Raw genomic sequence first — 25,182 nt, 5'->3', positions numbered from 1 at the left:
GCGGCGCCGCTCGAGGTCCGCATCGACGAACTCGTCTGAGAAAACGTAACCGAATACCACTGCTCGCCAACAGGATCGGAGACCTCATCGTGACCAGTTCTGTCATCGTTGCCGGAGCCCGGACCCCGATGGGGCGTCTGCAGGGCGCCTTGAAGGACTTCTCCGGCTCGGACCTCGGCGGGGTCGCCATCGCCGGGGCCCTGGCCAAGGCCGGGGTCGCCCCCGAACAGGTCGAGTACGTGATCATGGGGCAGGTGCTCACCGCCGGCGCCGGGCAGATCCCGGCCCGGCAGGCCGCCGTCGCCGCGGGCATCCCGATGGACGTCCCCGCCCTGACGGTCAACAAGGTGTGTCTGTCCGGTCTCGACGCCATCGCCCTGGCCGACCAGCTCATCCGCGCCGGCGAGTTCGACGTCGTCGTCGCCGGCGGCCAGGAATCGATGAGCGCCGCCCCGCACCTGCTCGAAAAGTCCCGCGCCGGGTTCAAGTACGGCGATGTCACCCTGCGCGACCACCTGGCCTTCGACGGGCTGCACGACATCTTCACCGACCAGGCCATGGGCGCCCTGACCGAGTCCGCCAACACCGGCGCGGCGGCGGTCTCGCGCGCCGAGCAGGACGCCTTCGCCGCCGCCAGCCACCAGCGGGCGGCCCGCGCGCACAAGGACGGGCTGTTCGACGCCGAGGTGGTGCCGGTGTCGATCCCGCAGCGCAAGGGCGACCCGCTCGTCGTCGCCGCGGACGAGGGCATCCGCCCGGACACCACCGCCGAGTCGCTGGCGAAGCTGCGCCCGGCGTTCGCCCCGGACGGCACCGTCACCGCCGGGTCGGCCTCGCAGATCTCCGACGGCGCGGCGGCGGTGGTGGTGATGAGCAGGACCAAGGCGGAGGAACTCGGGCTGAGCTGGATCGCCGAGATCGGCCGGCACGGGGTGGTCGCCGGTCCCGATTCGACGCTGCAGTCGCAGCCGGCACGGGCGATCGCGCGTGCCTGTGAGCGGGAGGGCATCGACCCGACCGAGCTGGACCTGGTGGAGATCAACGAGGCGTTCGCCGCGGTGGGGATCGCCTCGACCCGCGAGCTGGGCCTGGACCCTGAGCGGGTGAACGTCAACGGCGGGGCGATCGCGTTGGGGCACCCGCTGGGGATGTCGGGGGCGCGGATCGTGCTGCACCTGGCCCTCGAGCTGGCCCGCCGCGGCGGCGGGGTCGGGGCCGCGGCCCTGTGCGGCGGCGGCGGGCAGGGCGACGCCCTCATCGTCCGCGTCCCCAAGGCGTAGTCCGCAACTCACTACTCCTGTCACGGCCTCGGCGCAGCGCGTCGGGGCCGTGACGTCTCTCACAGCAACGACGGGTCGTCGTAGTCGATCGGCACAATGGTGTACATGGCGAACTTCTTCGATCTCAGTACCCCGGCCAAGCGGTTCCGCTTCGTCGCAATTCTCGAGGCCTTCACTTGGGCCGGCCTGCTCGTCGGGATGGCGTTCAAGTACCTGCCGGAGAACGGCAACGAGATCGGCGTGAAGATCTTCGGGCCGCTGCACGGCGGCGTGTTCGTCGCTTTCGTCCTCGTTGCTCTCCTCACCGCACGGGCGCTGAAGTGGAACCTGGTCACCACGGGCTTGGCTCTGATCTCGTCCATCCCGCCGTTCGGCACGATCGTCTTCGAGTGGTGGGCCGTGCGTACCGGGCGTCTCGCGGAGTTGTCCGCGCAAGCGCGTCCGGCCGACGCGCCTGCACTCGCCTGACCTGCTGTCACCTGTCGCGCGGAACGTGACAGACTGGACACCGTGACTCGACCAGGTTCCCGTCCGTCAGCACGTTCCGCCGCGACCGCCGCGGCAATGTCCGGCGCGGTGGATCTCGCGCCCCTCAAAGAGCGGGCCACCGCGCCCCCACCTCCGCCGCCGTCCGACTCCGGCGCCGGCACCGCGACCGGGCTCGCGCCCGTCGTCGACGTCACCGAGGCCACGTTCGAGGCCGAGGTGCTGCAGCGCTCGATGCAGGTCCCGGTCATCGTGGACCTGTGGGCCACCTGGTGCGGCCCGTGCAAGCAGCTTTCCCCGGTGCTCGAGAAGCTGGCGCACGAAGGCGGCGGCAACTGGGTTCTCGCGAAGGTCGACGTGGACGCCAACCCGCGGATCGCTCAGGCGTTCGGCGTGCAGTCCGTGCCGACCGTCGTCGCGATCGCCGCGGGACAACCCCTCGCCGACTTCCAGGGCGTCCAGCCCGAACCGCAGCTCCGGCAATGGCTCGACGCCATCCAGGACGCGGTCGCCGGCAAGCTGTCCGGTCCGCCCGGTGCCGACGCCGCGGAGGAACCGGCGGAGGATCCGCGATTCGTCGCCGCCGAGCAGGCCCTCGAAGCGGGGGACCTGGCCGGTGCCGAAGCGGCGTACGAGCTGATCCTCAACTCCGAGCCCGCCAATGCCGAGGCTCTGGCCGCGTTGCGGCAGGTCCGGTTCCTCGCCCGCGCGCAGTCGGTGCCGGCCGACGCGATCGCCCGGGCGGACGCCGCCCCGGCCGATCTCGAGTCGCAGCTCGCTGCGGCCGACGCCGAACTGTTCGCGCAGCAGCCCGAGGCCGCGTTTGCGCGGCTGATCGGGTTCGTGGCCCGCAGTGCGGGTGACGAGAGGAACGCCGCCCGTGCGCGGCTGCTCGAACTGTTCGAGCTGTTCGACGCGGCGGAGCCGTTCGTCGTCGCGGCGCGGCGCAAGCTGGCGTCGGCGCTGTACTGAGGCGTCCCCTGTGCGGTGGGCGGTCCGTTTTCCGGATCGTCCACCGCACAGAGTGCTTTCAGCGGTGGTGTTCTTTCAGCGGTGGCGGATCAGTGGTAGCGCCCTGAGCAGGCGGCCTCCCCGCCGAGGACTCCGGTGCGGAACGCGTCGACCCGGGAGAATCCGCTCGGGACGGTGTTGCCGTTGACATCGCTGGCGGCGAGACCGTCGGCCAGCAGACCGGAGACGGCTTCGTCCAGGTCTCCCGGCGACAGCCACACCATGTCCTCGGCCGGTTGCGAGCCGGTGCTGTCGGGGCTCAGTTCGGCGCTGATCACACCGGCGAGGCAGGCCGCCCGCAGCGCCGTGCGCGGCTCGACGAGCGACTGACCGGCGGCGTTCTGCACTGCCAGCGCGTAGCGCGAGGCGAGCAGGACGTACGCGGCGTAGTCGCCCCGCACGTCGGTCGTGATGCCCCCGGCGCCGGTGTGCAACGGGGTGCCGCGGTCCGCCAACTCCTCGACGTCGACGCCGATGGTGTTCGTGGCGGGACAGTACGACACGGGCGACGTGGGCTTCGCGTCCGGACAGCCGAGGTCGGCCCCGGACAGGTCCAGTTCCGGCTGCTGCGGCAGATCGAACACCCGGCGGAACGACGCCATCAGCGCCTCCACCGATTCCTCGGTCACCGGAAGCTCGCCGTCGTCGGAACTGTCGAAGAACTGCGGCAGATCGGCACGCCGGGACTCGATCTCGCCGGCGTCGATGCGGGTGCACGATCCCGCACCGTCGGTGAAGCCGATCTGGAACGCGGTGACGCGTTCGAAAGCCGACCCGTGGATCGCACCCGGGTCGTTGGGGTCGCTGTCGCGGAACGACACCATCGACGCCAGCACCGAGTTCAGCCCGTCCGAGGTGTTGAGCCGGAAGTGCTCCGAGTTGCCGGCGGCGACGTGCCGCATGAATGCGCCCGCGAAGCAGTCCGCCTGTTGTTCGAACACGATGCCCGGATCGTCCTCGGCGACCGTCCCGGCCTTGAACTGCACGGCGTGGCCGTACTCGTGGGCGAGCACCGTCACGGCCGCCATGGGACCGAACGTCTCGATGAGCTGCGGCATGAGGTAGGTGCGGTCCCAGCCGATGACGTCGTCGCGGTTGCAGTATGCGGCGTTGACGAATTCGAAGGTGGATTCCCCGCAGAACTTCGGGCCGCGCTCGTCGGGATCCCACGAGACGATCGTGCCGACGGGCTCGAACCCTCCTCGGGCGATGCGGGGGAACTCTTCCTTCCAGTAGGTCTCGATGTCGGCGACGGCATTGCCGGCAAGCGCATCGACGTCCCCGCCGTCCGAGTTCTCGATCGTCACCTGCGCGTCCGTGGCGCCGGGCCGCGGACCGTTGGGGCCCGAGGACACGGGCAGGCCGGCCACGGAGAACGGGTTGTCGTAGATGGACACGGCGGTGCCCTCGATGCGGGCGGCACATCCGGCGAGCACCATCACGGCCAGCGCCGGTACCGCGAGGCGGAACGGCAGCCGCGTCCGAGTCACCTGGTCTTCTCCTGTCGTCCGAGGACGGCGGTCACCGCTGCAGCGTCAGCCAGATCGCACCGTAAGCAGGCAGCGTCACCTCCGCCGACGCCGGGCGCCCGTGCCAGGAGCGTGCCGTGGCCGTCACGGAACCGAGGTTGCCGATGCCGTTGCCCTGGTAAGCCGTCGAATCCGTGTTGAGGATCTCCGACCACTGTCCTGTTTCGGGTAATCCGACACGATAGTCCGAATGGGTCGATCCGGAGAAGTTGAACAGACACGCGACGACCGAACCGTCGCTTCCGTGCCGCAGGAAGCTCAGTACGTTGTTGGCCGAGTCGTTGGCGTCGATCCACGAGTACCCGCTCGGCGAGGTGTCCAGCGTCCAGAGGGCGGGATGCTCCCGATAGATCCGGTTGAGGTCGGCGACGAGCCGGTGGACGCCCTGGTGCAGCGGTCCGTTGTGCGGATCGTCGAGCTGCCACCAGTCCAGGCCCCGCTCCTCGGACCACTCCGCGGTCTGGCCGAACTCCTGTCCCATGAACAGCAGCTGCTTGCCGGGGTGGGCCCACATGTACGCGAGCAGTCCGCGCAGACCGGCGGCCTGCTCGCGGTCGCCGCCCGGCATCCGGGTCCAGAGCGTGCCCTTGCCGTGCACGACCTCGTCGTGGCTGATGGGCAGGACGAAGTTCTCACTCCACGCGTACACCAGGGAGAAGGTGATCTCGTGGTGGTGGTACGTGCGATGCACCGGGTCCCGGCCGATGTACCCGAGCGTGTCGTGCATCCACCCCATGTTCCATTTCATGGAGAAGCCGAGACCGCCCGCGTGGGTCGGCCGGGTCACGCCGGGCCAGGCCGTGGACTCCTCGGCGATCGTGACGACACCGGGGTGGAGCTTGTGCACGGTCGCGTTCATCTCCTGCAGGAACGCCACCGCTTCGAGATTCTCCCGGCCGCCGTACACGTTGGGTGTCCAGCCGCCCTCGGGCCGCGAATAGTCGAGGTAGAGCATCGAGGCGACGGCGTCGACACGCAGGCCGTCGATGTGGAACTCGTCGATCCAGTACAGCGCGTTGGCGACGAGGAAGTTGCGCACCTCCCGGCGTCCGAAGTCGAATACGTACGTGCCCCAGTCCAGCTGTTCGCCGCGGCGCGGGTCCGGATGTTCGTAGAGGGCGCTGCCGTCGAACCGGGCCAGCGCCCACTCGTCCTTCGGGAAATGCGCGGGCACCCAGTCCACGAGCACGCCGATGCCGGCGGCGTGCAGCCGGTCGACGAACGCACGGAACTCGTCGGGCGTGCCGAACCGCGCCGTGGGTGCGTAGTACGACGTGACCTGGTAGCCCCACGAGCCGCCGAAGGGGTGCTCGGCGACCGGCAGCAGCTCGACATGGGTGAAACCGGCCTCCGCGACGTAGTCGGCGAGCTGGTCGGCCAGCTCCCGGTATCCGAGACCGGGACGCCACGAGCCGAGGTGCACCTCGTAGACGCTCATCGGCTCCTGCCACGGGCGGGATTCGGCCCGGGCGGCGAGCCACGCGTCGTCGCTCCACTCGTAGCTGCTCTCGTTGACCACCGAGGCCGTCGCCGGTGGTACCTCGGTGGCGAACGCCATCGGGTCGGCCTTGTCCTGGACGGAACCGTCGCGGCCGTGGATCCGGAACTTGTACAGCGCACCCGGCTCCACGTCGGGCAGGAACAGTTCCCACACGCCGCTGGAACCGAGGACCCGCATCGGCGCGAGCCGGCCGCCCCAGCCGTCGAAGTCGCCGACGACCGTGACGCCGCGCGCGCCGGGCGCCCACACCGCGAACGACGTGCCCCGGACCGGGCCGTCCGGGGTCTCGTACGCACGCTGATGCGCCCCGAGGATCTCCCACAGCCGCTCGTGCCGGCCCTCGGCGAACAAGTGCAGGTCCAGCTCCCCGAGCGTGGGCAGGAAGCGGTACGGGTCCGCGACGACGACGGTGTGCTCGAACGGGTAGGTCACCACGAGCCGGTAGTCCGACAGGTCGTGCACCGGGACGAGTGCGCTGAAGAGGTCGTGACCGAGGGGCTCGAGCGGATGATCGATGCCACCGATGCGCACTGCCACCTTCTCCGCGTGCGGACGCAGAGCCCGGATGATCGTGCCTTCGGGATGTGGATGGGCGCCGAGCACCGAGTGCGGATCGTGGTGCTCGCCGGCCGCCAGCCGGGCCAGGTCGTGCGGGCTGGGGGAGTGGCGTCGAATCGGGGGCACGGTCACGAGTTCCTCCTGTAGGCGAGGGTGGTTCGCGTCGGCACCCCGATCGGCGGCAACGCCAGAATGTGCGCGACCGCGCGCCAGGGTTCGAGCCGGACGAAATTGGCCTGACCCCACGAGTACTGCGCGCCGGACACCTCGTCGAACACCGTGAGCTGGTCGTGCCATTCGTGACCGAGCGCCGGCATGTCCAGCCAGATGGTGCCCTGCTCGGCCCCGAAGGGGTTGAGGTTGATCACGGTGAGAACCGAATCCCCGGTCCGGGGATCGAATTTCGAGTACGCGATCAGGGCGTCGTTGTCGATGTGGTGGAAGTGGATGTTGCGCAGCTGCTGCAGTGCCGGGTGGGCCCGCCGGATGCGGTTGAGCGTCGCTATCCACGGCTCGAGCGACTCCCCGCGGCGGCGGGCCTCGTCGAACCGTCGCGGACGCAGCTGGTACTTCTCCGAGTCCAGATACTCCTCGCTGCCCGGTCGCAGCGGGACGTGCTCGTAGAGTTCGTATCCGGAGTACACCCCCCACGACGGGGCGAGCGTGGCGGCCAGTGCCGCGCGCAGCGCGAACATTCCGGGGCCGCCGTGCTGCAGCGTCTCGTGCAGGATGTCGGGGGTGTTGACGAACAGGTTCGGCCGCGCCTCGTCCGCCTTCGCCGCGATCTCCTGACCGAACTCGGTCAGCTCCCACTTGGCGACGCGCCACGTGAAGTACGTGTAGGACTGCGTGAACCCGCGCCGGGCGAGCCCGTACATGCGGGCGGGCCGGGTGAAGGCCTCGGACAGGAACAGTACGTCGGGGTCGGTGCGCTTGACCTCGGCGATCAGCCACTCCCAGAAGTTCGGTGGTTTGGTGTGCGGGTTGTCGACGCGGAAGATCTTGACGCCGAGGCTGATCCAGTGCCGCACCACGCGCAGTACCTCGGCATAGATGCCGTCCGGATCGTTGTCGAAGTTGACCGGATAGATGTCCTGGTACTTCTTGGGCGGGTTCTCCGCGTAGGCGATCGTGCCGTCCGGCAGGACCGTGAACCACTCCGGATGCTCCTTCGCCCACGGGTGGTCCGGGGCGCACTGCAGCGCCAGGTCGAGGGCGACTTCGAGATCCAGTTCGCGCGCACGTGCGACGAAGGCGCGGAAGTCGTCCTCCGTGCCGAGCTGGGGATGGATCGCGTCGTGGCCGCCCTCGTCGGAACCGATGGCCCAGGGCGAGCCCACGTCGTCGGGGCCGGCGGTGAGGGTGTTGTTCGGCCCCTTCCGGTTGATCTTGCCGATGGGATGGATGGGCGGCAGGTACACCACGTCGAATCCCATCGCGGCGACCCGCGGCAGCTCCGCCGCGGCGGTGGCGAAGGTGCCGTGCCGGGGTGTGCCGTCCTCGTTCCAGCCGCCCGTCGAGCGGGGAAAGAACTCGTACCAGGAACCGAACAGGGCCCGTTCCCGGTCGACCACGGCGGTGTACGCCTTCCCGCGGGTGACCAGCTCACGTAGGGGATTGGCCCGCAGGATCTCGGTGATGTCCGCGGCGAACGCGGGCGCGATCCGGTCGGACAGCGGCCGCTCCGACCGCAGCGCCGCGGCGACGGCGAGCAGGGCCGGCCGATTGGGACGTGGCGCGGTCTTGGCGGCCTTCTCGAACAACCGGGCGCCGGTCTCGATGTCGTTCGCCAGGTCTTCCGGGCCCTGCCCGGCGTCGACCTTCGCGTCCACCGCGTGCCGCCACGTGGTCACCGGGTCGCTCCAGGCCTCGACGCGGTAGGTCCACAGTCCCGGACTGGTGGGGGTGAACACGGCGTGGAAGGTGTCGGGTGCCTCACCGGGAACCATCGGGATCCGGATCAGCTTTCCCTCGCTCTCCGGGTCCGAGCCCGGCCCGCGCACGGCCAGGGTGGCGGCGACGGCGTCGTGGCCCTCTCGCCACACGACCGCCGACACGGGAAGCACCTCCCCGACAACGGCCTTGACCGGATGTCGCCCTCCCGAGATGTCGGGACGGACATCGTCGATGCCGATTCGACCTGTCACGCTCGCTCCGTTCCGTCTGTCACGCTGGCTCCGTTTCCTCGCACGGACTGCTGACGAGCCCGTCGGACGCGGCCCGTCTCCAACCGTAGTGGAGGGGCGCACCGCCGTCCCCTCGTGCGACGTGCTGTGTCGCCGGAGTTCCGACACAGCTGTTACCCGGGGTCGACGTGACTAAACGAAAGGAACGTCGGCACGTTCGTCGGGATCACCCGGTGGCACGAACCGCCCCGTCGAGACGCGGTGCGGAAACGCCCCCGGCCTGTCCTCCGGACACCCGGCCCGGCCGGCGGACACCTGCCGTATTTGCCGGTCTTCGCATACGGCGGATTGTCGGTAGTCTTCCCGGGGTGAGAGCCTTGCGTCGGTTCACCGTACGAGCCCACCTTCCCCAGCGGCTGGCCGGACTGGGCCCGCTCGCCGTCAACCTGCGCTGGTCGTGGCACACGCCCACGCAGGACCTGTTCGCCTCGATCGATCCCGGCCTGTGGCGCCGCGTCGAGCAGGACCCGGTGCGGATGCTCGGCGAGGTGCCGCCGGCCCGCCTCGACGCGCTCGCCGCGGACGAGCAGTTCCTCGCGCGGCTCGACGCCGAGTCGGCCGATCTCGACGACTATCTCGCGAGACCGCGCTGGTACCAGCACGAACAGAACGAGGGCGTCCGGCTGCCGTCCGGCATCGCCTACTTCTCCATGGAGTTCGGCGTGTCCGAGGTCCTGCCGAACTACTCCGGCGGACTCGGCATCCTGGCCGGTGACCACCTCAAGGCGGCCTCGGACCTCGGGCTGCCGCTCATCGGTGTCGGCCTGCTCTACCGTTCCGGCTACTTCCGGCAGTCCCTGACCGCCGACGGCTGGCAGAGCGAGCACTACCCGAACTACGACCCGCAGGGACTGCCGTTGCGGCTGCTGACCGAGGCGGACGGCACTCCCGCGCTGATCCAGGTCGCCATGCCCGGCCATCGCACCCTCACCGCCAGAGTGTGGATCGCCCAGGTCGGTCGCGTCCCGCTGCTGCTGCTCGACTCGGACATCGCGGAGAACGACGAGGAACTGCGCGGGGTCACCGACCGTCTCTACGGCGGCGACCAGGACCATCGCATCAAGCAGGAGATACTGGCCGGGGTCGGCGGCGTGCGTGCCGTCCGGGCCTACACGCGCATCGCGGGACTGCCCGATCCCGAGGTGTTCCACATGAACGAGGGACACGCCGGGTTCCTGGGTGCCGAACGCATCCGCGAACTGGTCACGGGCGCCGGACTGGACTTCGACGAGGCGCTCGCCGCCGTCCGCGCCGGCACCGTCTTCACCACGCACACCCCGGTTCCCGCAGGCATCGACCGGTTCCCTGCGGACCTCGTCCGGCACTACTTCTCCGGCCCGAACGGTGAGAACGAGTCGGCACTGCTGCCGGGCCTGGGGGTGGACCGCATCCTCGCCCTCGGCCGGGAATCGGATTCCCGGGTGTTCAACATGGCGCATCTCGGGCTGCGGCTCGGCCAGCGCTGCAACGGCGTGTCGAAGCTGCACGGCCGGGTCAGCCGCGAGATGTTCGTCGACCTGTGGCCCGGCTTCGACGCCCGCGAAGTCCCGATCGGGTCGGTGACCAACGGCGTGCACGCGCACACCTGGGCCGCCCGGGAGTGGCTCGAGTTCGCCAACCGCCTCGCCGGTCCCGACCGGGTGGAGGAGGCCAAGGGCTGGGAACTGCTGCAGACGGTCGAACCGCGCGAGCTGTGGGCCACCCGCAACACGTTGCGCGCGCAGCTGGTGGACGAGATCCGCCGGCGGCTGCGCCGGTCCTGGCTCCAGCGCGGCGCCACCGAGGCCGAACTCGGGTGGGTCGACGGGGTGTTCGACCCGCATGTCCTCACCGTCGGTTTCGCGCGCCGGGTGCCGACCTACAAGCGGCTCACCCTGATGCTGCGCGACCCGGAACGACTGCGTGCCCTGCTGCTCGACGAGGAACGCCCCGTGCAGCTCGTCGTCGCCGGCAAGAGTCACCCGGCCGACGACGGCGGGAAGGCACTGATCCAGCAGGTGGTGCGGTTCGCCGATGCCGCCGACGTGCGGCACCGCATCGTCTTCCTGCCGGACTACGACATGTCCATGGCCCGGTACCTCTACTGGGGCTGCGACGTGTGGCTGAACAATCCACTGCGCCCGCTCGAGGCATGCGGGACGTCCGGGATGAAGTCGGCCCTCAACGGCGGGCTCAACCTCTCCATCCGCGACGGCTGGTGGGACGAGATGTACGACGGCGAGAACGGGTGGGCCATTCCCACCGCCGACGGGGTGATGGACGAACATCGCCGGGACGATCTCGAGGCCAGCGCCCTGTACGAGTTGCTCGAGCGGTCGGTCCTGCCGCGGTTCTACGACCGGGACGGCAGCGGGGTGCCCACGCGATGGATCGAGATGGTGCGGCACACGCTCCAGAACCTCGGTCCGAAGGTGCTCGCTTCCCGCATGGTCCGGGACTACACGGTGCAGTACTACGCGCCGGCCGCCGCCGCCGCACGGGAGGCGGTCGCCCACGGGTTCGCGGGGGCGCGGCAGCTCGCCCACTACCGGCGCCGCGTCGAGGCCGCATGGCCGGCCGTGCGGGTGGCCCAGGTCGACAGCGCCGGACTGCCGGACATCCCGGAGATCGGGTCCAAGCTCGCCCTGACGGCTCACGTGTACCTCGGCGGTCTGCGCGCCGACGACGTAGTCGTGCAGGCCGTCGTCGGCCGGGTCGGGCCCGACGACACCCTGTCCGACGTGGTGACGGTGCCGATGCGGCACACCGGTACGGATCCGCTCGGCGAGGTCTTCGAGGTCGAGGTCGCGCTGCCGATGGCGGGGTCGGTCGGCTACACGGTGCGCGCGCTGCCGCACCACGAGCTGCTCGCGTCGGACGCCGAACTGGGCAAGGTCGTGCTCGCCTAGCCGGCCGATCGGGACGGTTATCCGTTGTCGTGCGCGTACTCCCGGGTCCAGGTATAGCCCCGCACTGCGGTGGGTATACAGCCGTTGCGCCCGACCGGGGTGCATCGGAGATCCGAGGAGGAGGATGTACTCGCGAGACGCCTCGCACGCATTCACATCGACCGGGTTGTTCTATCGCGGGGTCCGCGCCGAGCCGGGTCAGGTGACGATGCTGCGCCAGGCCCTGGACCGCTGGCTCGGCCGCCTCCGTCTCGGGGCGGAAGTGGGCCAGGACGTGCTGCTCGCCAGTTACGAAGCGCTGGCCAACGTCGTCGAGCACGCCTACTCCGACGGGCATGGAGATCGCCTCGGTGCGGTCGACCTGGAGGCCGTGTACCGACCCGACGAGTGCTCCGTCGAGGTGATCGTCACCGACCACGGCCGATGGCGTACCCCGGACGACGCGTCCGGCGACAGCTGCCGTGGCCACGGGCTCGCGCTGATCCGGACTCTGACGTCGCATACGGAGGTCGTCTCCGTCCCCGACGGCACCTCGGTCTCGATGAAGTGGGACGTGTCGGGTTGCGCTGCGCTCGTCGCTGCACCGTGATCCGACAGTGACGGATCACCGACTTCCGGAAGCGCCCCCCTGCGGCGCTGTCCGGAAGCCGGTGATCCGGTCGGAGACCACCGGCGCCGGGAGAACGCCGGTGGTCAGCTTCCGGTGCCGCGCCGGCTCGACGCCCATCCCGGGCGCCGCCGGGTCGCGGCGGATGTGCGGTCGGCGCGCGTGTGGTCGTCCGCGACCATCGCGTCGATGCGAGCCTTGATTTCGATCGTGCTCATCGCCGAACCCGGGGTTGTGCTCCGGTGGGCGAGGTGATCAGGGTGGTTCATCGTGTCCTTGCTCGGGTGGGCCCGGCAGAGCCGGCCGGATCGGGTGGTCAGTCGGATCGGGTGATCAGGGGCGGATCATCAGGGCCGCGCCCGCGACGGTTGCGACCGTGAGAAGCGCCGCCAGCACGCCGAGGGCGAGAGACTGGCTGATCGCGACGACGAGCCCGCACGAGAGGGCGCCCGCGCCGGTGACGATCGCCGGAACCGAGAGCAGCGGCGAGCCGTCGGTGTGAGTCGAGCGAGGAGCGACGTAAACCATGGGTGTTCCTTCTTCGCGGAGCGTGTCCGGGAGGTACACCGACGTGGAACGGCGAGCAGCCGGCCTGGCGCGGTGTTCTCCGAGACCTGTCCCCACGATGCGTGGAGAGCGAGAGGGGGAGCACCGGGGGTCGGGGCGGCTCCGATTCGAGCGTCGCCGGGATCTGGGGCGGAAGCTCTGGCTACCAGGGTAGAGGATGTGAGGTAGGCGATTCCGCGGAATCTATGTGATTTGTGTCACTATCGAGGGGGCGACCGGAAGGAGCGCACCGGTGTTCGACCAGGACGAATTCATGGAGGTACTGTCTCGATTTGCGCGCCGGCTGCCGACCTCCTACGACGTCGGCGCAGCTCTCGACGACCTCGTCGACGGCGTGACTGCCGTTCTGGACCTGCTCGGTTGCGGGGTGAGTCTGCAGTGCGAGGGCCGGCTGCAGTTCGTCACCGCGGCCGCGGAAGTGGTCGGGAAGATGGAACGCTGCCAGGAAGACGCCGGCGTAGGACCGTGCCGGTACGCGTTCGATCGGGGCGAACCCATCGCGGTCGCCGATGTACGGACACGGCCGGACCTGTGGCCGGAGTTCGCAGGGAAGGCGCGGGAGTACGGGATCGCGGCGGTGGCCGGGATCCCGATGCAGCTCGCGGACGAGAAGATCGGCGCCCTCGACATGTACGCCTGCGAACCGCGTGACTGGGCGGATCGCGAGATCGCGGCGGCGCAGGTGTGCGCCGACATGGCCACCGGCTACATCGTCAACGCCAACAAGCTTCGGCAGCACGAGCAGTTGAACGCGCAACTGCAGACCGCCCTCGATTCGCGCATCGTCATCGAACAGGCGAAGGGCGTCATCGCGCAGGCCCGGAACATCACCCCGGACGAGGCGTTCCGGCTGATCCGCGGCCACGCTCGCAGAAATCAGGCACCCGTGCGCTCGGTCGCCAAGGCCGTTGTCGAAGTGGGCCTGCGGGTCTGAACACCGCGGGCGGCGGCAGCGCCCTGCGTTCTCACACCGGGCGGACGTTCTCCGCCTGAGGTCCCTTCACACCCAGCCCGACCTCGAACTCCACGCGCTGGCCCTCCGCCAGCGAGCGGAAGCCCGTGCCGGCGATCTCCGAGTAATGGACGAAGATGTCGGGACCACCGCCGTCCTGAGCGATGAACCCGAACCCCTTCTCCTCGTCGAACCACTTCACGATGCCCTGTGGCATATCCGAAAGCCCCTGTCCCTGCGACCACCGGGCCGCTGCGTCTCCTTCGAGGCTGCCGCGAAACGTCAGGAAATCCGGCGATCTCGGGAACGGTTCGGGATCGGACGTGTGGCGGCACGATCAGCCGCGCAGCCGCGTGAGCGCTTTGCGCACGACCTGCGGGTCGGCCGTCTCCCAGAACGGCGGCAGGGACGCGCGCAGGTATCCGCCGTACCGTGCGGTCGCGAGGCGGGGATCGAGCACCGCCACGACCCCCCGATCGTCCGTGCTCCGCAGCAGCCGCCCGACGCCCTGCGCGAGCAGTAGCGCCGCATGGGTGGCCGCCACCGACAGGAAACCGTTGCCCCCGCGCGCCTCCACGGCCCGCTGCCGCGCGACCAGCAGCGGATCGTCCGGCCGCGGGAACGGAATCCGGTCCAGGATCACGAGTGAGAGCGACGGCCCCGGGACGTCCACGCCCTGCCACAGCGACAGAGTCCCGAACAGCGACGTCGGTTCGTCGGCTGCGAACCTGTCCACCAGGGCGCCGGTCGCGTCCTCGCCCTGGCACAGAATGGGTGTGTCCAGACGCTCCCGCATCGCCTCCGCGGCCGCCTTCGCGGCCCGCATCGACGAGAAGAGGCCGAGCGTGCGCCCACCGGCCGCCTCGACCAGCTCCGCGATCTCGTGCAGGTACGCGGGGGAGAGTCCGTCGCGCCCCGGCGGCGGCAGATGCCTGGCGACGTACAGGATGCCGGACTTGGCGTGGTCGAACGGCGATCCCACGTCCAAGGAGTTCCACCGCAGGTCCCCGTCGTCCGACGGCGGTTCGGTACCCGACGCTGCACCCGTGTCGCTGCGTGCCGGCGACTCCGGCGGCAGCCCCCAGTTGACGGCGAGCGCGTCGAACGAACCGCCCACCGTCAACGTCGCCGAGGTCAGGACGACCGTCGCCTCGGCGAACAGCCGGGAGCGCAGCAGCCCACCGACGGACAGCGGCGCCATCCGCACCGTGTGACGGACGTTGCCGCGGAACTCGTCGGCGGCGTGCCACACGACGTCCCGACGCGCGGCGGGATCGGTCTCCTCGAAGGCGGTCAGCACCCGCACCGCGCAGTCGTGCACCTCGTCGACGTCCGCGAGCGCCTGGTTGCGGGCGGCGGCGGCCTCGGCGTCGAGGCCGGGCTTGGGCGGCCCCAGCGCGGTGCGCACGGACCAGGCCGCGTCCCGGATCGCGGCCAGTGCCGCGCCCGCCCCCTCGGGCAACTCGTCCCACCGTCCCGGCGGCAGCTCCTCGAGCAGCGCCTCCCAGTTCTCGGCGGCGCCCTCGAGGCGGTCCACGTCCGCGTCCTCGATCAGTTTCACGCAGCGCCGGGCGGCGGCCGAGACGGTGCCGCCGGACAGCTCGGCCGTCGCGACCCCGGTGACGCGGTCCACGAGCTCGTGCGCCTCGTCGACCACCACCACGTCGTGCTCGGGGAGGATCGACAGTCCGCTGATCGCATCGATCGCCAGCAGGGCGTGATTGGTGACGACCACGTCGACCTGCCCGGCCTCGGCTCGGGCGATCTCCGCGAAGCAGTCCTCACCGACCGGGCAGCGCGACTTGCCCAGGCACTCGCGGGCACTCACACTCACCTGACGCCACGCCTGATCCGACACGCCCGGGACGAGGTCGTCCCGGTCGCCGGTGTCGGTGGTCGACGACCACTCCGTGACCCGCCGCACCTCCCGGCCGATCCGCGACAGCGCGAACGCGTCGAACAACTGGTCGTCCGCCGGGGGCTCCTCCGCCAGACCGGTGTGAATCTTGTTCAGGCACAGGTAGTTACCGCGGCCTTTGAGAATCGCGAACCGAGGGCGCCGGCCCAGCTCCGTCGCCAGCGCGTCGGCCAGTCGCGGCAGATCCCGGTCCACCAGCTGGCGCTGCAGCGCGATCGTCGCGGTGGAGACCACCACGGTCCGGCCCGTCTGCACCGCATACCGCACCGCCGGCACGAGATAGGCGAGCGACTTGCCGGTGCCGGTGCCGGCCTGGACGGCGAGGTGCTCACCGGTGTCCAGCGAATGCGCCACGGCCGACGCCATGGTCAGCTGGTTGCGCCGTTCCTTGCCGCCCAGCGCGTGCACCGCGGTGCGCAGCAGTTCCGGCACATTCGGGAGTTCGGGCACCGCGCCAGGGTACTGGGCACCACCGTCAGCCTCGCGGACCGACCTGTCACACCAGCTCCACACCCGCCTCCCGGAGCGACGAGAGTGCCGACTCGACGGTCGTCGCGCTCACCCCCGCGGTGTACGGCAGCAGCACGCGGGTCTCGAACCCCGCGGCCGCCGCGTCGAGCGCGGTCGCGCGCACGCAATGATCGGTGGCGATGCCCACGACGTCGACCTCGGTGACGCCGTGCCGGCGAAGCCACTCGTCGAGCGACTCGCCCGTCTCGTGACTGCCCTCGAAGCCCGAGTACGCGGCCTCGAACGCGCCCTTGGAGAAGATCGCCTCCACGCGGGTGGTGTCGAACGCCGGGTGGAACTCGGCACCCGGGGTTCCCACGCGGCAGTGCGGCGGCCACGAGTCGACGAAGTCCGGCTCGTCGGAGAAGTGCGCACCCGGATCGACGTGGTGGTCCCGGGTGGCGACCACGTGCGCGTAGTCCTGCGCGTGCGCGGTCAGGTACCGGCTGATATCGGCGGCGACCGCGGCGCCGCCGGCCACGGCCAGCGACCCGCCCTCGCAGAAGTCGTTCTGAACGTCGACGACGACCAACGCCCGCGACATCGTCCTCACCTCACGAATCGGGTCGGCACCGCCGCGTCACCCGCCGACAGGGTCAGACCCTCCCAGGGGAGACTGATCAGCCCGTGGGCGAGCAACGCCCGGCTCTCCTCCAGCGTAGCCACGTCGTCGACCCGTTCGCCGTCGCAGATCAGAGGCACCATCAGCTCGTGCACCACCTCGCCGTCACCCTCCGGGACGGGTGCTTCCGCCGGGTAGATCACCTCTTCCACCAACGTGCCGGTCGGGCGCGCGAACCGCACCGCCCGCTTGGCGCCGCCCCGGGACTCCTTGTGGGCACTGCGCTTCTCCACCGGGATGCCGTCGACCTCGACGAGCTTGTAGACCATTCCCGCCGTCGGTGCGCCCGACCCGGTGACCAGCGACGTGCCCACGCCGTACACGTCGACCGGCTCGGCGCGCAGACCCGCGATCGCGTACTCGTCCAGGTCACCCGACAACACGATCTTCGTGTTCGTCGCACCCAGGCCGTCGAGCTGCTCACGCACCTGCCGGGCCAGCACGCCGAGATCACCCGAATCGATCCGGACGGCCCCGAGACCGGTGCCGGCCACCTCGACCGCCGTGCGAACCCCGTTGGTGATGTCGTACGTGTCCACCAGCAGCGTGGTTCCCACCCCGAGCGTCTCGACCTGGCTGCGGAACGCCGCCGCCTCGTCGCGACCCGCGCCCGTCGTGTGCACCAGCGTGAATGCGTGCGCCGCGGTACCCGTGCCCGGCACCCCGTACCGGCGCACCGCCTCGAGATTCGACGTCGCATCGAAGCCCGCCAGGTACGCGGCCCGCGCACACGCGACCGCCGCCTCCTCGTGGGTGCGGCGCGACCCCATCTCGATCAGGGTGCGGCCGTCCGCGGCGCTGACCATCCGGGCCGCCGCCGAGGCCACCGCGCTGTCGTGATTGAGGATCGACAGGATCAGCGTCTCGAGCAGGACGCATTCGGCGAACGTGCCGCGTACCGCCAGCACCGGCGAACCGGGAAAGTAGAAGTCGCCTTCGCGGTAGCCCTCGATGTCGCCGGAGAACCGGTAGCCCCGCAGCCACTCCACGGTCGACGCGTCGAGGAACCGTCCCGCCACCGCGAGTTCCTCCTCGCCGAAGCGGAACGTCTCGAGCGCATCGACGAGCCGGCCGGTCCCGCCGACCACGCCGTACCGGCGCCCGGGCGGCAGACGCCTCGCGAACACCTCGAACGTGCAAGGGCGCGAACCGGTACCGTCCGCAAGCGCAGCCTCGAGCATCGTCAGCTCGTAGACGTCCGTGAACAGGGCGGTACTCGCCGTCGTGGTCGACCGAAGAAGGGAATCGGGCACCCGCTCACTGTAGAGGGGCACGGTGGGATGCCGCTGTATCGGCGGGCGCGGACGCCGTACCCTGGAGACATGGCGATGTGTTCCTCGACAAGCCCGTTCGACACCGCCCCCACGGAGCTGTCCGACGCAGTTACCGTGGTCTCGTTCCCCACGGTCACCCTGGCGGCAGGGCAGGCAATGCCGGCGGAAGCCGAAGCCGTCGAGGAGATCGAAGCCGTCGACCGGCCCTGGGTCACCGTCGTATGGGACGACCCGGTCAACCTGATGCACTACGTCGCATACATATTCCAGAAGCTGTTCGGGTACAGCAAGGCCAAGGCCACCGAACTGATGCTCAAGGTGCACAACGAAGGCAAGGCCGTCGTCTCGAGCGGTTCGCGTGACAAGATGGAACACGACGTGCAACGCCTGCACGCCGCCGGGCTGTGGGCGACGATGCAGCGGGCCGAGTGACCGGCCGCCCGCTCGCCGACAATTCCGACCGCGGAGCCAGGAGGAGCCGACCGACGTGCGGCAGTGGAGCAGGAAGAACTCGCTCGGAGGCGTGAAGCTGCGATCCGAGATGGACGCACACGAAGCGTCGGTGCTGCGCTCGCTCGTCGCATCCGTCCTCGGCATGCTCGAGGAACGCGCCGCCGGCGCCCCACAGGACGACCTCGCCGCGCTCACCGGTCTGCGCACCGGCAACTCCACCCCGCCGGACGTCCCGGCGCTGCAACGGCTGCTGCCCGACTTCCACCGGCCCGACGCCGACGCCACCGTGCATCCCGACGACGAATCGGCCGACCTCAACGGCGCCCTGCGCAGCCTGCACGAACCCGACATCATCGACGCCAAGCTCGCCGCCGGAGCCGTCATCCTGCGCACCGTCCCCGAATCCGGCGGGAAGGTGGTTCTCAGCCCCGAGCAGGCCGATGCCTGGCTGTACGGGCTCAACGACCTGCGGCTCGCGCTCGGCACCACCCTCGGCATCGACGACGACACCCCCGAGGCGCTCGACGAGGACGACCCGCGAGCCCCGCACCTCGACGTCTACCACTGGCTGACCTGGATGCAGGACTCCCTCGTCCAGGCGCTCATGCCGTGACGGCCGCGCCCGGACCCACCGACTCGCTCACCGACGTCGCGGGCATGCGCGTGGGGCACTGGCACGCCCTCGACACCGACGTCACCCTCGGCTCCGACGACACCTACGGCACCGGACGGGCCACCGGATGCACCGTCGTCGTCCCCGACCGCGCCGTCACCGCCGCCGTCGACGTCCGCGGCGGCGGCCCCGGCACCCGGGAAACCGACCTGCTCGACCCCAGCCACTCCGTGCAGCGCGTCGACGCCGTACTCCTCACCGGCGGCAGCGCCTACGGTCTCGCCGCCGCCGACGGCGTGATGCGGTGGCTCGAGGAGCACGGGCGCGGCATCGCGATGGGACCGCCGGGAGCCGTCGTGCCCATCGTGCCGGGCGCCGTCGTCTTCGACCTGCCCGTGGGGGAGTGGACCGCGCGCCCCACCGCCGACAGCGGATACCGGGCCGCCGCGGCCGCGGGCACGACCGTCGCGCGCGGCACCGTCGGCGCCGGGGTCGGCGCCCGCGCCGGCACCCTCAAGGGCGGCATCGGCACCGCGAGCCTGGCCCTGACCGACGGCCCCGCCGCCGGCGTCACCGTCGCCGCACTCGTCGTCGCCAACCCCGTCGGGGCCGTGTTCGATCCCGAAACGGGCCTGCCGTGGGGCCTCGGGCCCACCCGGGCCGCTCAGCTCGGACTCGTCGCCCCGGCCGCCGCCGAGATCGCCGCCGCCAACGCCCTCGCGCCGAAGGGCACCGCCCTCAACACCACCATCGGCGTCGTCGCCACCGATGCCGATCTGACCGCCGCCGCCTGCCGCCGGGTCGCCGTCGCCGGGCACGACGGGCTCGCGCGGGCGGTTCGCCCCGCGCACTCCCCGCTCGACGGCGACACCCTCTTCGCCCTGGCCACCGGCACCGCGACGGTGCCCGCGCCGGCACGTCCGATCCCCGACGCCTTCGCGCCCGAACTACCCGTGCTGGCCGCCGTCTGCGAGGTGGCCGCCGAGGTCGTCCAGCGCGCCGTCGTGGACGCGGTGCTGCACGCGACCGCGGTCGCAGGCATCCCCGCCTACCGCGACCTGTTCCCCTCCGCCTTCGCGACCGGGACCACCACGTCGCGCTGACGCGCTCAGCCCGGCGCACCCTCCGACACGCGCTTCATCTGGCCACCGCAACAGATCTCCGAATGTGCCATCTCCTCGCTGCACGGGCACGCCTTCTCGTAGACGAGCTGCGCACCGCACTTCTCGCAGATGTAGCGATCTCCGACGCTTCTGGGCACGACTGCCTCCCCGGGTCGACGGTGACCTCCACGGTAGCCACCGCACCGCCGGGATAGTGCGGTTTCACGCGGTCGCGCCCGGTGCCGATCAGGGCCCCCGTCGGTAGGCTCGAAAGTCAGGAACACCATGCAGGACACACGCGAAGGGCGAGCGCATGACCGTACCCGACGGTTCCCGTCCCGGGCTCCGGCCCGTCTGGCAACGCGCGGCGCTGCTGATCGCCGGGTTCGTCGCCCTGCTCTACGCAATCGAGGCCGTCGACGCCGCCGCGCCCGCCGAGCTCGACACCGCCGGCATCGAACCGAGAAGCGCCGACGGACTGTGGGGCGTGCTGTTCGCCCCCGTGCTCCACGCCGACTGGGCGCACCTGAGCGCGAACACCATCCCCCTGCTCGTGCTCGGATTCCTCGTGCTCGTCTCCGGAATCGGCCGCGGCCTGGCCGCCACCGCGATCATCTGGGTCGTCGGGGGACTCGGGACGTGGCTCACCGCCGGAGCCGGCTTCGTGCACATCGGGGCGTCCATCCTCGTCTTCGGATGGCTCACCTACCTGATCACGCGCGGCATCTTCACCCGGCAGGCGAATCAGATCGTCATCGGGGTGATCGTGCTGTTCGTCTACGGCAGCATCCTGTGGGGCGTGCTGCCCAGCGACCCCCGCGTCTCTTGGCAGGGGCACCTCTTCGGTGCCGTCGGCGGCGTCCTGGCCGCCTGGCTGCTCTCCGCCGACGAGCGTCGCCGGCGGCGTTCCCCAGCTGTGCCGAGCTCCCCGTTCGGGTGAGACGCACCCCCGTCAGGTAACTGACCGATCGGTAGGATCACAGCGTCGGCGCGACTGTGACATCTCTCGATCAAAACCCGTGTTGGCTTCGTCGCAACCACAGGGACGTGGCAGCATGAGCCCATGCGCATGACCGTCCTGGGGTGTTCCGGCAGCGTGGCCGGGCCGGATTCCGCCGCGTCGGGCTACCTGATCACCGCCCCCGGCACCCCGCCCCTGGTGATCGACTTCGGTCCCGGGGTCCTCGGGGCCCTGCAGCGGTACGCCGATCCCGGCGAGGTCTCGCTGTTGCTCTCGCACCTGCACGCCGACCACTGCCTCGACATACCGGGCCTGCTCGTCTGGCGGCGCTACTCCCCGAACCGCCCGACCGGACGCACCCTCGTCTACGGCCCCGCGGACACCAGCGTCCGCGTGGGAGCCGCCTCCGCCGAGATCGCCGGTGAGATGGACGATGTCAGCGACACCCTGGACGTGCGAACCCTCGCGGACGGGGAAGCCTTCCGCTTCGGCGCGCTCACCATCCGCCCCGGCCGGGTCAACCACCCGCCCGAGGCCTACGGATTCCGCATCACCAGCGACTCCGGACGCACCGTCGTCTACACCGGTGACACCGGCATGTGCGACGAGGTCGTCGACCTCGCGCGCGGTGCCGACGTCCTGCTGTCCGAAGCCTCCTGGACCCATGCGCCCGATGACCGGCCCGCCGGCATCCACCTCTCCGGCGCCGAAGCCGGGCTCGTTGCCGCGCGTGCCGAGGTGGGAGAGTTGCTGCTCACCCACATCCCGCCGTGGACCTCGCGCGAGGACGTCATCGCCGAAGCCAAGGAGCAGTATTCCGGGCCCGTCCACGCGGTGTCCGCCGGAGACGTCTACCGCATCTAATAGGCTCGTCCGGGTGACCACACGAGAAGACGGCAGAGCGGACGACGAACTCCGCCCCATCCGGATCACCCGAGGATTCACCAACCACCCCGCGGGCTCGGTGCTCGTGGAATTCGGCCAGACCCGCGTCATGTGCACCGCCAGCGTCGAAGAGGGCGTACCGCGCTGGCGCAAGGGCTCCGGTCTCGGCTGGCTCACCGCCGAATACGCGATGCTCCCCGCCGCCACGCACACCCGTAGCGGACGCGAATCGGTCAAGGGCAAGCTCGGCGGCCGCACCCAGGAGATCAGCCGCCTCGTCGGCCGCGCCCTGCGCGCCTGCATCGACCTCGCCGCCCTCGGCGAGAACACCATTGCCATCGACTGCGACGTCCTGCAGGCCGACGGCGGCACCCGCACCGCCGCCATCACCGGCGCCTACGTGGCGCTCGCCGACGCCGTCACCTGGCTGAGCGCGGCAGGGCGCCTGACCGACCCGCAGCCCATCTCCTGTGCCATCGCCGCCGTGAGCGTCGGCGTCGTCGACGGCCGCGTCCGTCTCGACCTGCCCTACGAGGAGGACGTGCGCGCCGAGGTCGACATGAACGTCATCGCCACCGACACCGGCACCCTCGTCGAGGTCCAGGGCACCGGCGAAGGCGCGACGTTCGCACGCTCCACCCTCGACAAGATGCTCGACTCCGCGCTCGCCGGCATCGCCGAACTGTGCGAGATCCAGAAGCAGGCGCTCGAAGCGCCCTACCCGGGCACGCTCCCGCAGCCCGTGACACCCGAGCGCACCCGGAAGAAGTTCGGTGTCTGAGATGGTGCGGGTGCTCGTGGCCAGTCGCAACGCGAAGAAGCTGCGCGAGTTGCAGCGCGTCCTCGACTCCGCCGGAATCGACGGGATCGACCTCGTCGGCCTCGACGCGGTGCCGCCCTACGACGAAGCGCCCGAGACGGGCGCGACGTTCGAGGAGAACGCCGCCGCCAAGGCGCGCGACGGCGCAGCGGCGACCGGGATGCCCTGCGTCGCAGACGATTCCGGTATCGAGGTCGACGCGCTCAATGCGATGCCCGGGGTGCTGTCCGCCCGCTGGTCGGGACGGCACGGCGACGACCACGCCAACACCGAACTGCTGCTCGGGCAGCTGCAGGACGTCCCCGACGAGCGGCGCGGCGCGGCATTCGTCTCCGCCTGCGCCCTCGCCGTCCCCGGTGACGACGGCGAGATCGCGGTGCACGTCGTGCGCGGGGAGTGGCGCGGCGCCATCGTCCACAGCCCCCGCGGTGGCAACGGGTTCGGCTACGACCCGGTGTTCCGGCCGGAAGGCGAGGACCGCACCGCAGCCGAACTCAGCGCCGAGGAAAAGGACGCGTCGTCGCACCGCGGGCGGGCGCTGGCGCAGCTCGTACCGGACCTCGCCGCGCTCGCGCGCTAGACGGCCGTCGCGCCGAGCTGGGGATTCGAGCGGAGAATCGGAATCCGCCCACGCCGTGGCGTGGGCGGATGCCGGTCGATCGCGTGGATCTGGGCCGGCGTCAGACGCCGAAGTCGGTCTTGACCTGCTTAGTGCGCTGGTGCTCGACGAAGAACGACAGGAACGGGATGGTGCCGGCGAGGAGGGTGCCGATCGTGCGGCCTGCCGGCCAGCGCACCTTGATCGCCAGGTCGAGCGTGAGCACGAGATACACCGCGTAGACCCAGCCGTGGACCACGGCGATCCAGCCGGGAACGTTCTCGACCTTCAGGATGTACTTCGCGACCATCTCGCCGGTGAGCACGAGCAGCCACACGCCGGTGATCCAAGCGAGCGCGCGGTACCGGGTCAGGGCCGAGGCGATCTTCTTCCGGTCGGCCACCGGTCGAGACTGCGGCGCGGTCGAACCGCTCGTCTGGTCGGGTGCCTGCTCGGGGGTCGTGCTCACTGAGCGCTCCTATCGGACCTGCGCGCCAGCTGCGCGAGGTAATCGTTGTACTCCAGCATCTGCCGGGCCTCGGGGTCGTCCGGATCGACGTCCGCATTCGGGTCGATCTGTGCTCGGGGCCGCTGGGGGAGGAGATCCTCGGGAATCTCGGTGGGTTCCTTCGGTTCCGACGCGCGCGGCGCTCCCGTGGCCTGACTCTCGGCGTCCTCGGTCTCGAGCTTCACGAACCGGCGGTAGGCGTAGACGCAGAAGAAGGCGAACGCGGGCCACTGCAGTGCGTAGCCGAGGTTCTGGAACGTGCCGCCCACGGCCTCGAACCGGGTCCACTGCCAGAAGCCCAGACCGAGACAACCGGCCGCGGCGACCGTCACCAGTACGACGAGGGCAAGGCGACGCGGCGGACGGTTCTCGGACACGTCATCAAAAGTACCCGAGCGGCCCCTCGACCTGCCAAGAGCGGTCGAGTGCCGTGGGAGAGGTCACGTGGTGCGCGAGGGGGGACTTGAACCCCCACGTCCGAAGACACGGCGTCCTAAGCGCCGCGCGTCTGCCTGTTCCGCCACTCGCGCTTACCAGCGTTACCTTACGCGATTACGCCAGTCCTTCATTGGTCGACCTATCGGGTGCCGAAACGTCTTCTTCCGGCCCAGGTCGGGGTCTGGCTATGGCAATTGGGACACAGGAATCGGATGTTCTCCGGGCGGGAGTCGTTCGGATTCCCATCGATATGGTCCACATGGAGTGTGATCGGATAGTCGCACCACAGATCGCCGAGGCCGCATTTCTCGCACTTGTACTCGCGTCCGGACTCGACGAGGGCCCGGCGGAGGAGAGGCGGCTTCTGTCGGGGAGCGCCGGTGGGTCTGCAGACCAGCACTTCCTTCCATTCCAGACGGTTCAGCGCACGACCACCCCTGGTGTGTGCCGATCCGGTGAAGTGTGTCGTATCGATGCCCAGCTTCTTGATCCGCCGGCTGAGGTGGTGGTGCGAACCCCCGCTCGGAACGAGGCCGAGGTAGCGCATGACCCCGGCAACACTTGTCGAGTTCTGTACCGCCTCCTCGAGGATTTCCAATGTGTACTTCGTCGACCGCCCCATCGTCCCCCCTGGATCGAATGTGTGTTCGATAAGAGAAGTGTATCCGGCTGTTCTGACAAATCGCGGAAAACGCCCTCATGCACGCGTTTCGCGGCCCGTCAAGATGGTAACGATTGTGTAACGATAAACGTGAGGCTTTCCTCAGGTTGATGGACGTCCACGTAGCCGTGCAGCCTGCGCCGACTCTCCCTACCGGCGAGTCACTTCTCCGGCCTCCTGTGAGTGATCTCACGCGCCCCTCCGGCCTCGGTAACCCGCGCGGAACAAAACATGAGGAACCCCTCATGATTTT

At 70.2% G+C, this 25,182-nt stretch carries 26 protein-coding genes and 1 tRNA gene; 13 read left to right on the top strand and 14 right to left on the bottom strand.

The window, feature by feature from the left end; all coding sequences use genetic code 11:
* Window positions 1-89: 89 nt before the first annotated feature.
* The 3 genes from QYS60_RS13175 to QYS60_RS13165 all read left to right on the top strand — a co-directional run bounded on the left by QYS60_RS13175 (window position 90) and on the right by QYS60_RS13165 (window position 2,738).
* Complete coding sequence (locus QYS60_RS13175; RefSeq protein WP_371383390.1) at window positions 90-1,280, top strand: acetyl-CoA C-acetyltransferase; 1,191 nt, start codon at window positions 90-92, stop codon at window positions 1,278-1,280.
* Between the two features lie 96 nt (window positions 1,281-1,376).
* Window positions 1,377-1,748: a DUF3817 domain-containing protein gene (locus QYS60_RS13170; protein ID WP_040784029.1), complete on the top strand. Its 372-nt coding sequence runs from the start codon at window positions 1,377-1,379 to the stop codon at window positions 1,746-1,748.
* Between the two features lie 96 nt (window positions 1,749-1,844).
* Window positions 1,845-2,738 (top strand): tetratricopeptide repeat protein, encoded by an 894-nt coding sequence (locus tag QYS60_RS13165; RefSeq protein WP_371383391.1) that lies wholly within the window; start codon window positions 1,845-1,847, stop codon window positions 2,736-2,738.
* An 89-nt stretch (window positions 2,739-2,827) separates the two neighbouring features.
* Here QYS60_RS13165 and QYS60_RS13160 read toward each other — a convergent pair whose 3' ends face one another.
* From QYS60_RS13160 to QYS60_RS13150, 3 genes are read right to left on the bottom strand one after another with little or no spacing between them, the layout of a single operon-like run.
* Complete coding sequence (locus QYS60_RS13160; protein WP_371383389.1) at window positions 2,828-4,267, bottom strand: neutral zinc metallopeptidase; 1,440 nt, start codon at window positions 4,265-4,267, stop codon at window positions 2,828-2,830.
* A 31-nt stretch (window positions 4,268-4,298) separates the two neighbouring features.
* The gene (glgB, locus tag QYS60_RS13155; protein WP_371383388.1) at window positions 4,299-6,497 is read right to left on the bottom strand and encodes a 1,4-alpha-glucan branching protein GlgB; all 2,199 of its coding nucleotides are present in this window, start codon (window positions 6,495-6,497) and stop codon (window positions 4,299-4,301) included.
* The gene (locus tag QYS60_RS13150; protein WP_054374498.1) at window positions 6,494-8,512 is read right to left on the bottom strand and encodes an alpha-1,4-glucan--maltose-1-phosphate maltosyltransferase; all 2,019 of its coding nucleotides are present in this window, start codon (window positions 8,510-8,512) and stop codon (window positions 6,494-6,496) included. Before QYS60_RS13150 ends, glgB begins: the two co-directional genes overlap by 4 nt.
* A 347-nt stretch (window positions 8,513-8,859) precedes the next feature.
* Here QYS60_RS13150 and glgP point away from each other — a divergent pair, with 347 nt between their 5' ends.
* Both glgP and QYS60_RS13140 read left to right on the top strand, forming a co-directional pair.
* Window positions 8,860-11,439 (top strand): alpha-glucan family phosphorylase, encoded by a 2,580-nt coding sequence (gene glgP, locus QYS60_RS13145; RefSeq protein ID WP_371383387.1) that lies wholly within the window; start codon window positions 8,860-8,862, stop codon window positions 11,437-11,439.
* A 124-nt stretch (window positions 11,440-11,563) separates the two neighbouring features.
* A complete protein-coding gene (locus QYS60_RS13140; protein ID WP_289377482.1) occupies window positions 11,564-12,028 on the top strand; it encodes an ATP-binding protein in 465 nt (154 codons plus the stop codon).
* 104 nt (window positions 12,029-12,132) lie between these two features.
* Here the strand turns inward: QYS60_RS13140 and QYS60_RS13135 are convergent, their stop codons facing one another.
* Window positions 12,133-12,264, bottom strand: a complete 132-nt coding sequence (locus QYS60_RS13135; RefSeq protein ID WP_371383386.1) for an AMP-binding protein — start codon at window positions 12,262-12,264, stop codon at window positions 12,133-12,135.
* 115 nt (window positions 12,265-12,379) lie between these two features.
* Complete coding sequence (locus QYS60_RS13130; RefSeq protein WP_289377480.1) at window positions 12,380-12,574, bottom strand: hypothetical protein; 195 nt, start codon at window positions 12,572-12,574, stop codon at window positions 12,380-12,382.
* 271 nt (window positions 12,575-12,845) lie between these two features.
* On the opposite strand from QYS60_RS13130, the gene QYS60_RS13125 reads away from it, so the two are divergent.
* Window positions 12,846-13,547 (top strand): ANTAR domain-containing protein, encoded by a 702-nt coding sequence (locus QYS60_RS13125; protein WP_371383385.1) that lies wholly within the window; start codon window positions 12,846-12,848, stop codon window positions 13,545-13,547.
* 31 nt (window positions 13,548-13,578) lie between these two features.
* On the opposite strand, the gene QYS60_RS13120 is transcribed toward QYS60_RS13125, so the two are convergent.
* The 4 genes from QYS60_RS13120 to QYS60_RS13105 form a co-directional block, all read right to left on the bottom strand.
* Window positions 13,579-13,782, bottom strand: coding sequence for a cold-shock protein (locus QYS60_RS13120; protein ID WP_054374489.1), 204 nt, complete (start codon window positions 13,780-13,782; stop codon window positions 13,579-13,581).
* 120 nt (window positions 13,783-13,902) lie between these two features.
* Window positions 13,903-15,933 carry an ATP-dependent DNA helicase gene (locus QYS60_RS13115; protein ID WP_371383384.1) on the bottom strand — a complete coding sequence of 677 codons (2,031 nt, stop codon included), beginning with the start codon at window positions 15,931-15,933 and terminating at the stop codon, window positions 13,903-13,905.
* A 46-nt stretch (window positions 15,934-15,979) separates the two neighbouring features.
* Window positions 15,980-16,537, bottom strand: a complete 558-nt coding sequence (locus tag QYS60_RS13110; RefSeq protein WP_371383383.1) for an isochorismatase family protein — start codon at window positions 16,535-16,537, stop codon at window positions 15,980-15,982.
* Between the two features lie 5 nt (window positions 16,538-16,542).
* Window positions 16,543-17,889: a nicotinate phosphoribosyltransferase gene (locus QYS60_RS13105; protein WP_371383382.1), complete on the bottom strand. Its 1,347-nt coding sequence runs from the start codon at window positions 17,887-17,889 to the stop codon at window positions 16,543-16,545.
* Window positions 17,890-17,937: 48 nt separating this feature from the next.
* On the opposite strand from QYS60_RS13105, the gene clpS reads away from it, so the two are divergent.
* From clpS to QYS60_RS13090, 3 genes are read left to right on the top strand one after another with little or no spacing between them, the layout of a single operon-like run.
* Window positions 17,938-18,321: an ATP-dependent Clp protease adapter ClpS gene (gene clpS / locus QYS60_RS13100; protein ID WP_371383381.1), complete on the top strand. Its 384-nt coding sequence runs from the start codon at window positions 17,938-17,940 to the stop codon at window positions 18,319-18,321.
* Window positions 18,322-18,376: 55 nt separating this feature from the next.
* Window positions 18,377-18,955 carry a DUF2017 domain-containing protein gene (locus tag QYS60_RS13095; RefSeq protein ID WP_371383380.1) on the top strand — a complete coding sequence of 193 codons (579 nt, stop codon included), beginning with the start codon at window positions 18,377-18,379 and terminating at the stop codon, window positions 18,953-18,955.
* On the top strand, window positions 18,952-20,058 hold the full coding sequence (locus QYS60_RS13090) for a P1 family peptidase (RefSeq protein ID WP_371383379.1): 1,107 nt from the start codon (window positions 18,952-18,954) through the stop codon (window positions 20,056-20,058). The genes QYS60_RS13095 and QYS60_RS13090 overlap by 4 nt, the downstream gene beginning before the upstream one ends.
* A 5-nt stretch (window positions 20,059-20,063) precedes the next feature.
* Here QYS60_RS13090 and QYS60_RS13085 read toward each other — a convergent pair whose 3' ends face one another.
* Window positions 20,064-20,216 carry a hypothetical protein gene (locus tag QYS60_RS13085; RefSeq protein WP_371383378.1) on the bottom strand — a complete coding sequence of 51 codons (153 nt, stop codon included), beginning with the start codon at window positions 20,214-20,216 and terminating at the stop codon, window positions 20,064-20,066.
* A 155-nt stretch (window positions 20,217-20,371) separates the two neighbouring features.
* Between QYS60_RS13085 and QYS60_RS13080 the strand changes: the two genes are divergently transcribed.
* The 4 genes from QYS60_RS13080 to rdgB all read left to right on the top strand — a co-directional run bounded on the left by QYS60_RS13080 (window position 20,372) and on the right by rdgB (window position 23,304).
* Window positions 20,372-20,998, top strand: coding sequence for a rhomboid family intramembrane serine protease (locus QYS60_RS13080; RefSeq protein ID WP_371383377.1), 627 nt, complete (start codon window positions 20,372-20,374; stop codon window positions 20,996-20,998).
* 123 nt (window positions 20,999-21,121) lie between these two features.
* Window positions 21,122-21,883 (top strand): cyclic nucleotide-degrading phosphodiesterase, encoded by a 762-nt coding sequence (locus QYS60_RS13075; protein WP_371383376.1) that lies wholly within the window; start codon window positions 21,122-21,124, stop codon window positions 21,881-21,883.
* 13 nt (window positions 21,884-21,896) lie between these two features.
* Entirely contained in the window at window positions 21,897-22,685 is a 789-nt protein-coding gene (rph, locus tag QYS60_RS13070) for a ribonuclease PH (protein ID WP_010596763.1), read from the top strand.
* A gap of 1 nt (window position 22,686) precedes the next feature.
* On the top strand, window positions 22,687-23,304 hold the full coding sequence (gene rdgB / locus QYS60_RS13065) for an RdgB/HAM1 family non-canonical purine NTP pyrophosphatase (RefSeq protein ID WP_054374480.1): 618 nt from the start codon (window positions 22,687-22,689) through the stop codon (window positions 23,302-23,304).
* 100 nt (window positions 23,305-23,404) lie between these two features.
* Here rdgB and QYS60_RS13060 read toward each other — a convergent pair whose 3' ends face one another.
* From QYS60_RS13060 to QYS60_RS13045, 4 genes are all read right to left on the bottom strand, one after another.
* Complete coding sequence (locus tag QYS60_RS13060; protein ID WP_003938949.1) at window positions 23,405-23,791, bottom strand: DUF3817 domain-containing protein; 387 nt, start codon at window positions 23,789-23,791, stop codon at window positions 23,405-23,407.
* Window positions 23,788-24,207 carry a hypothetical protein gene (locus tag QYS60_RS13055; RefSeq protein WP_003938948.1) on the bottom strand — a complete coding sequence of 140 codons (420 nt, stop codon included), beginning with the start codon at window positions 24,205-24,207 and terminating at the stop codon, window positions 23,788-23,790. The genes QYS60_RS13060 and QYS60_RS13055 overlap by 4 nt, the downstream gene beginning before the upstream one ends.
* Window positions 24,208-24,275: 68 nt before the next feature.
* Window positions 24,276-24,360 (bottom strand) — tRNA-Leu (locus tag QYS60_RS13050).
* A gap of 47 nt (window positions 24,361-24,407) precedes the next feature.
* Window positions 24,408-24,890 (bottom strand): HNH endonuclease, encoded by a 483-nt coding sequence (locus tag QYS60_RS13045; protein ID WP_040784148.1) that lies wholly within the window; start codon window positions 24,888-24,890, stop codon window positions 24,408-24,410.
* Window positions 24,891-25,182 lie beyond the last annotated feature (292 nt).

Origin of the sequence: Rhodococcus sp. GXMU-t2271, from assembly GCF_041414735.1 — a bacterium.
Classification (GTDB): domain Bacteria; phylum Actinomycetota; class Actinomycetes; order Mycobacteriales; family Mycobacteriaceae; genus Rhodococcus; species Rhodococcus indonesiensis.
The sequence above is the reverse complement of the archived record's forward strand: the minus strand, read 5'-3'. Positions and strand labels throughout refer to the sequence as shown.

Excerpts from the sequence above, each read along its gene's own strand:
- clpS (WP_371383381.1), top strand. The coding sequence starts at position 17,938 with ATGGCGATGTGTTCCTCGACAAGCCCGTTCGACACCGCCCCCACGGAG.
- QYS60_RS13130 (WP_289377480.1), bottom strand. The coding sequence starts at position 12,574 with ATGGTTTACGTCGCTCCTCGCTCGACTCACACCGACGGCTCGCCGCTG.
- QYS60_RS13075 (WP_371383376.1), top strand. The coding sequence starts at position 21,122 with ATGCGCATGACCGTCCTGGGGTGTTCCGGCAGCGTGGCCGGGCCGGAT.
- QYS60_RS13110 (WP_371383383.1), bottom strand. The coding sequence starts at position 16,537 with ATGTCGCGGGCGTTGGTCGTCGTCGACGTTCAGAACGACTTCTGCGAG.
- QYS60_RS13045 (WP_040784148.1), bottom strand. The coding sequence starts at position 24,890 with ATGGGGCGGTCGACGAAGTACACATTGGAAATCCTCGAGGAGGCGGTA.
- QYS60_RS13140 (WP_289377482.1), top strand. The coding sequence starts at position 11,564 with ATGTACTCGCGAGACGCCTCGCACGCATTCACATCGACCGGGTTGTTC.
- QYS60_RS13165 (WP_371383391.1), top strand. The coding sequence starts at position 1,845 with ATGTCCGGCGCGGTGGATCTCGCGCCCCTCAAAGAGCGGGCCACCGCG.
- QYS60_RS13170 (WP_040784029.1), top strand. The coding sequence starts at position 1,377 with ATGGTGTACATGGCGAACTTCTTCGATCTCAGTACCCCGGCCAAGCGG.
- QYS60_RS13135 (WP_371383386.1), bottom strand. The coding sequence starts at position 12,264 with ATGAGCACGATCGAAATCAAGGCTCGCATCGACGCGATGGTCGCGGAC.
- QYS60_RS13080 (WP_371383377.1), top strand. The coding sequence starts at position 20,372 with ATGACCGTACCCGACGGTTCCCGTCCCGGGCTCCGGCCCGTCTGGCAA.
- QYS60_RS13120 (WP_054374489.1), bottom strand. The coding sequence starts at position 13,782 with ATGCCACAGGGCATCGTGAAGTGGTTCGACGAGGAGAAGGGGTTCGGG.
- rdgB (WP_054374480.1), top strand. The coding sequence starts at position 22,687 with ATGGTGCGGGTGCTCGTGGCCAGTCGCAACGCGAAGAAGCTGCGCGAG.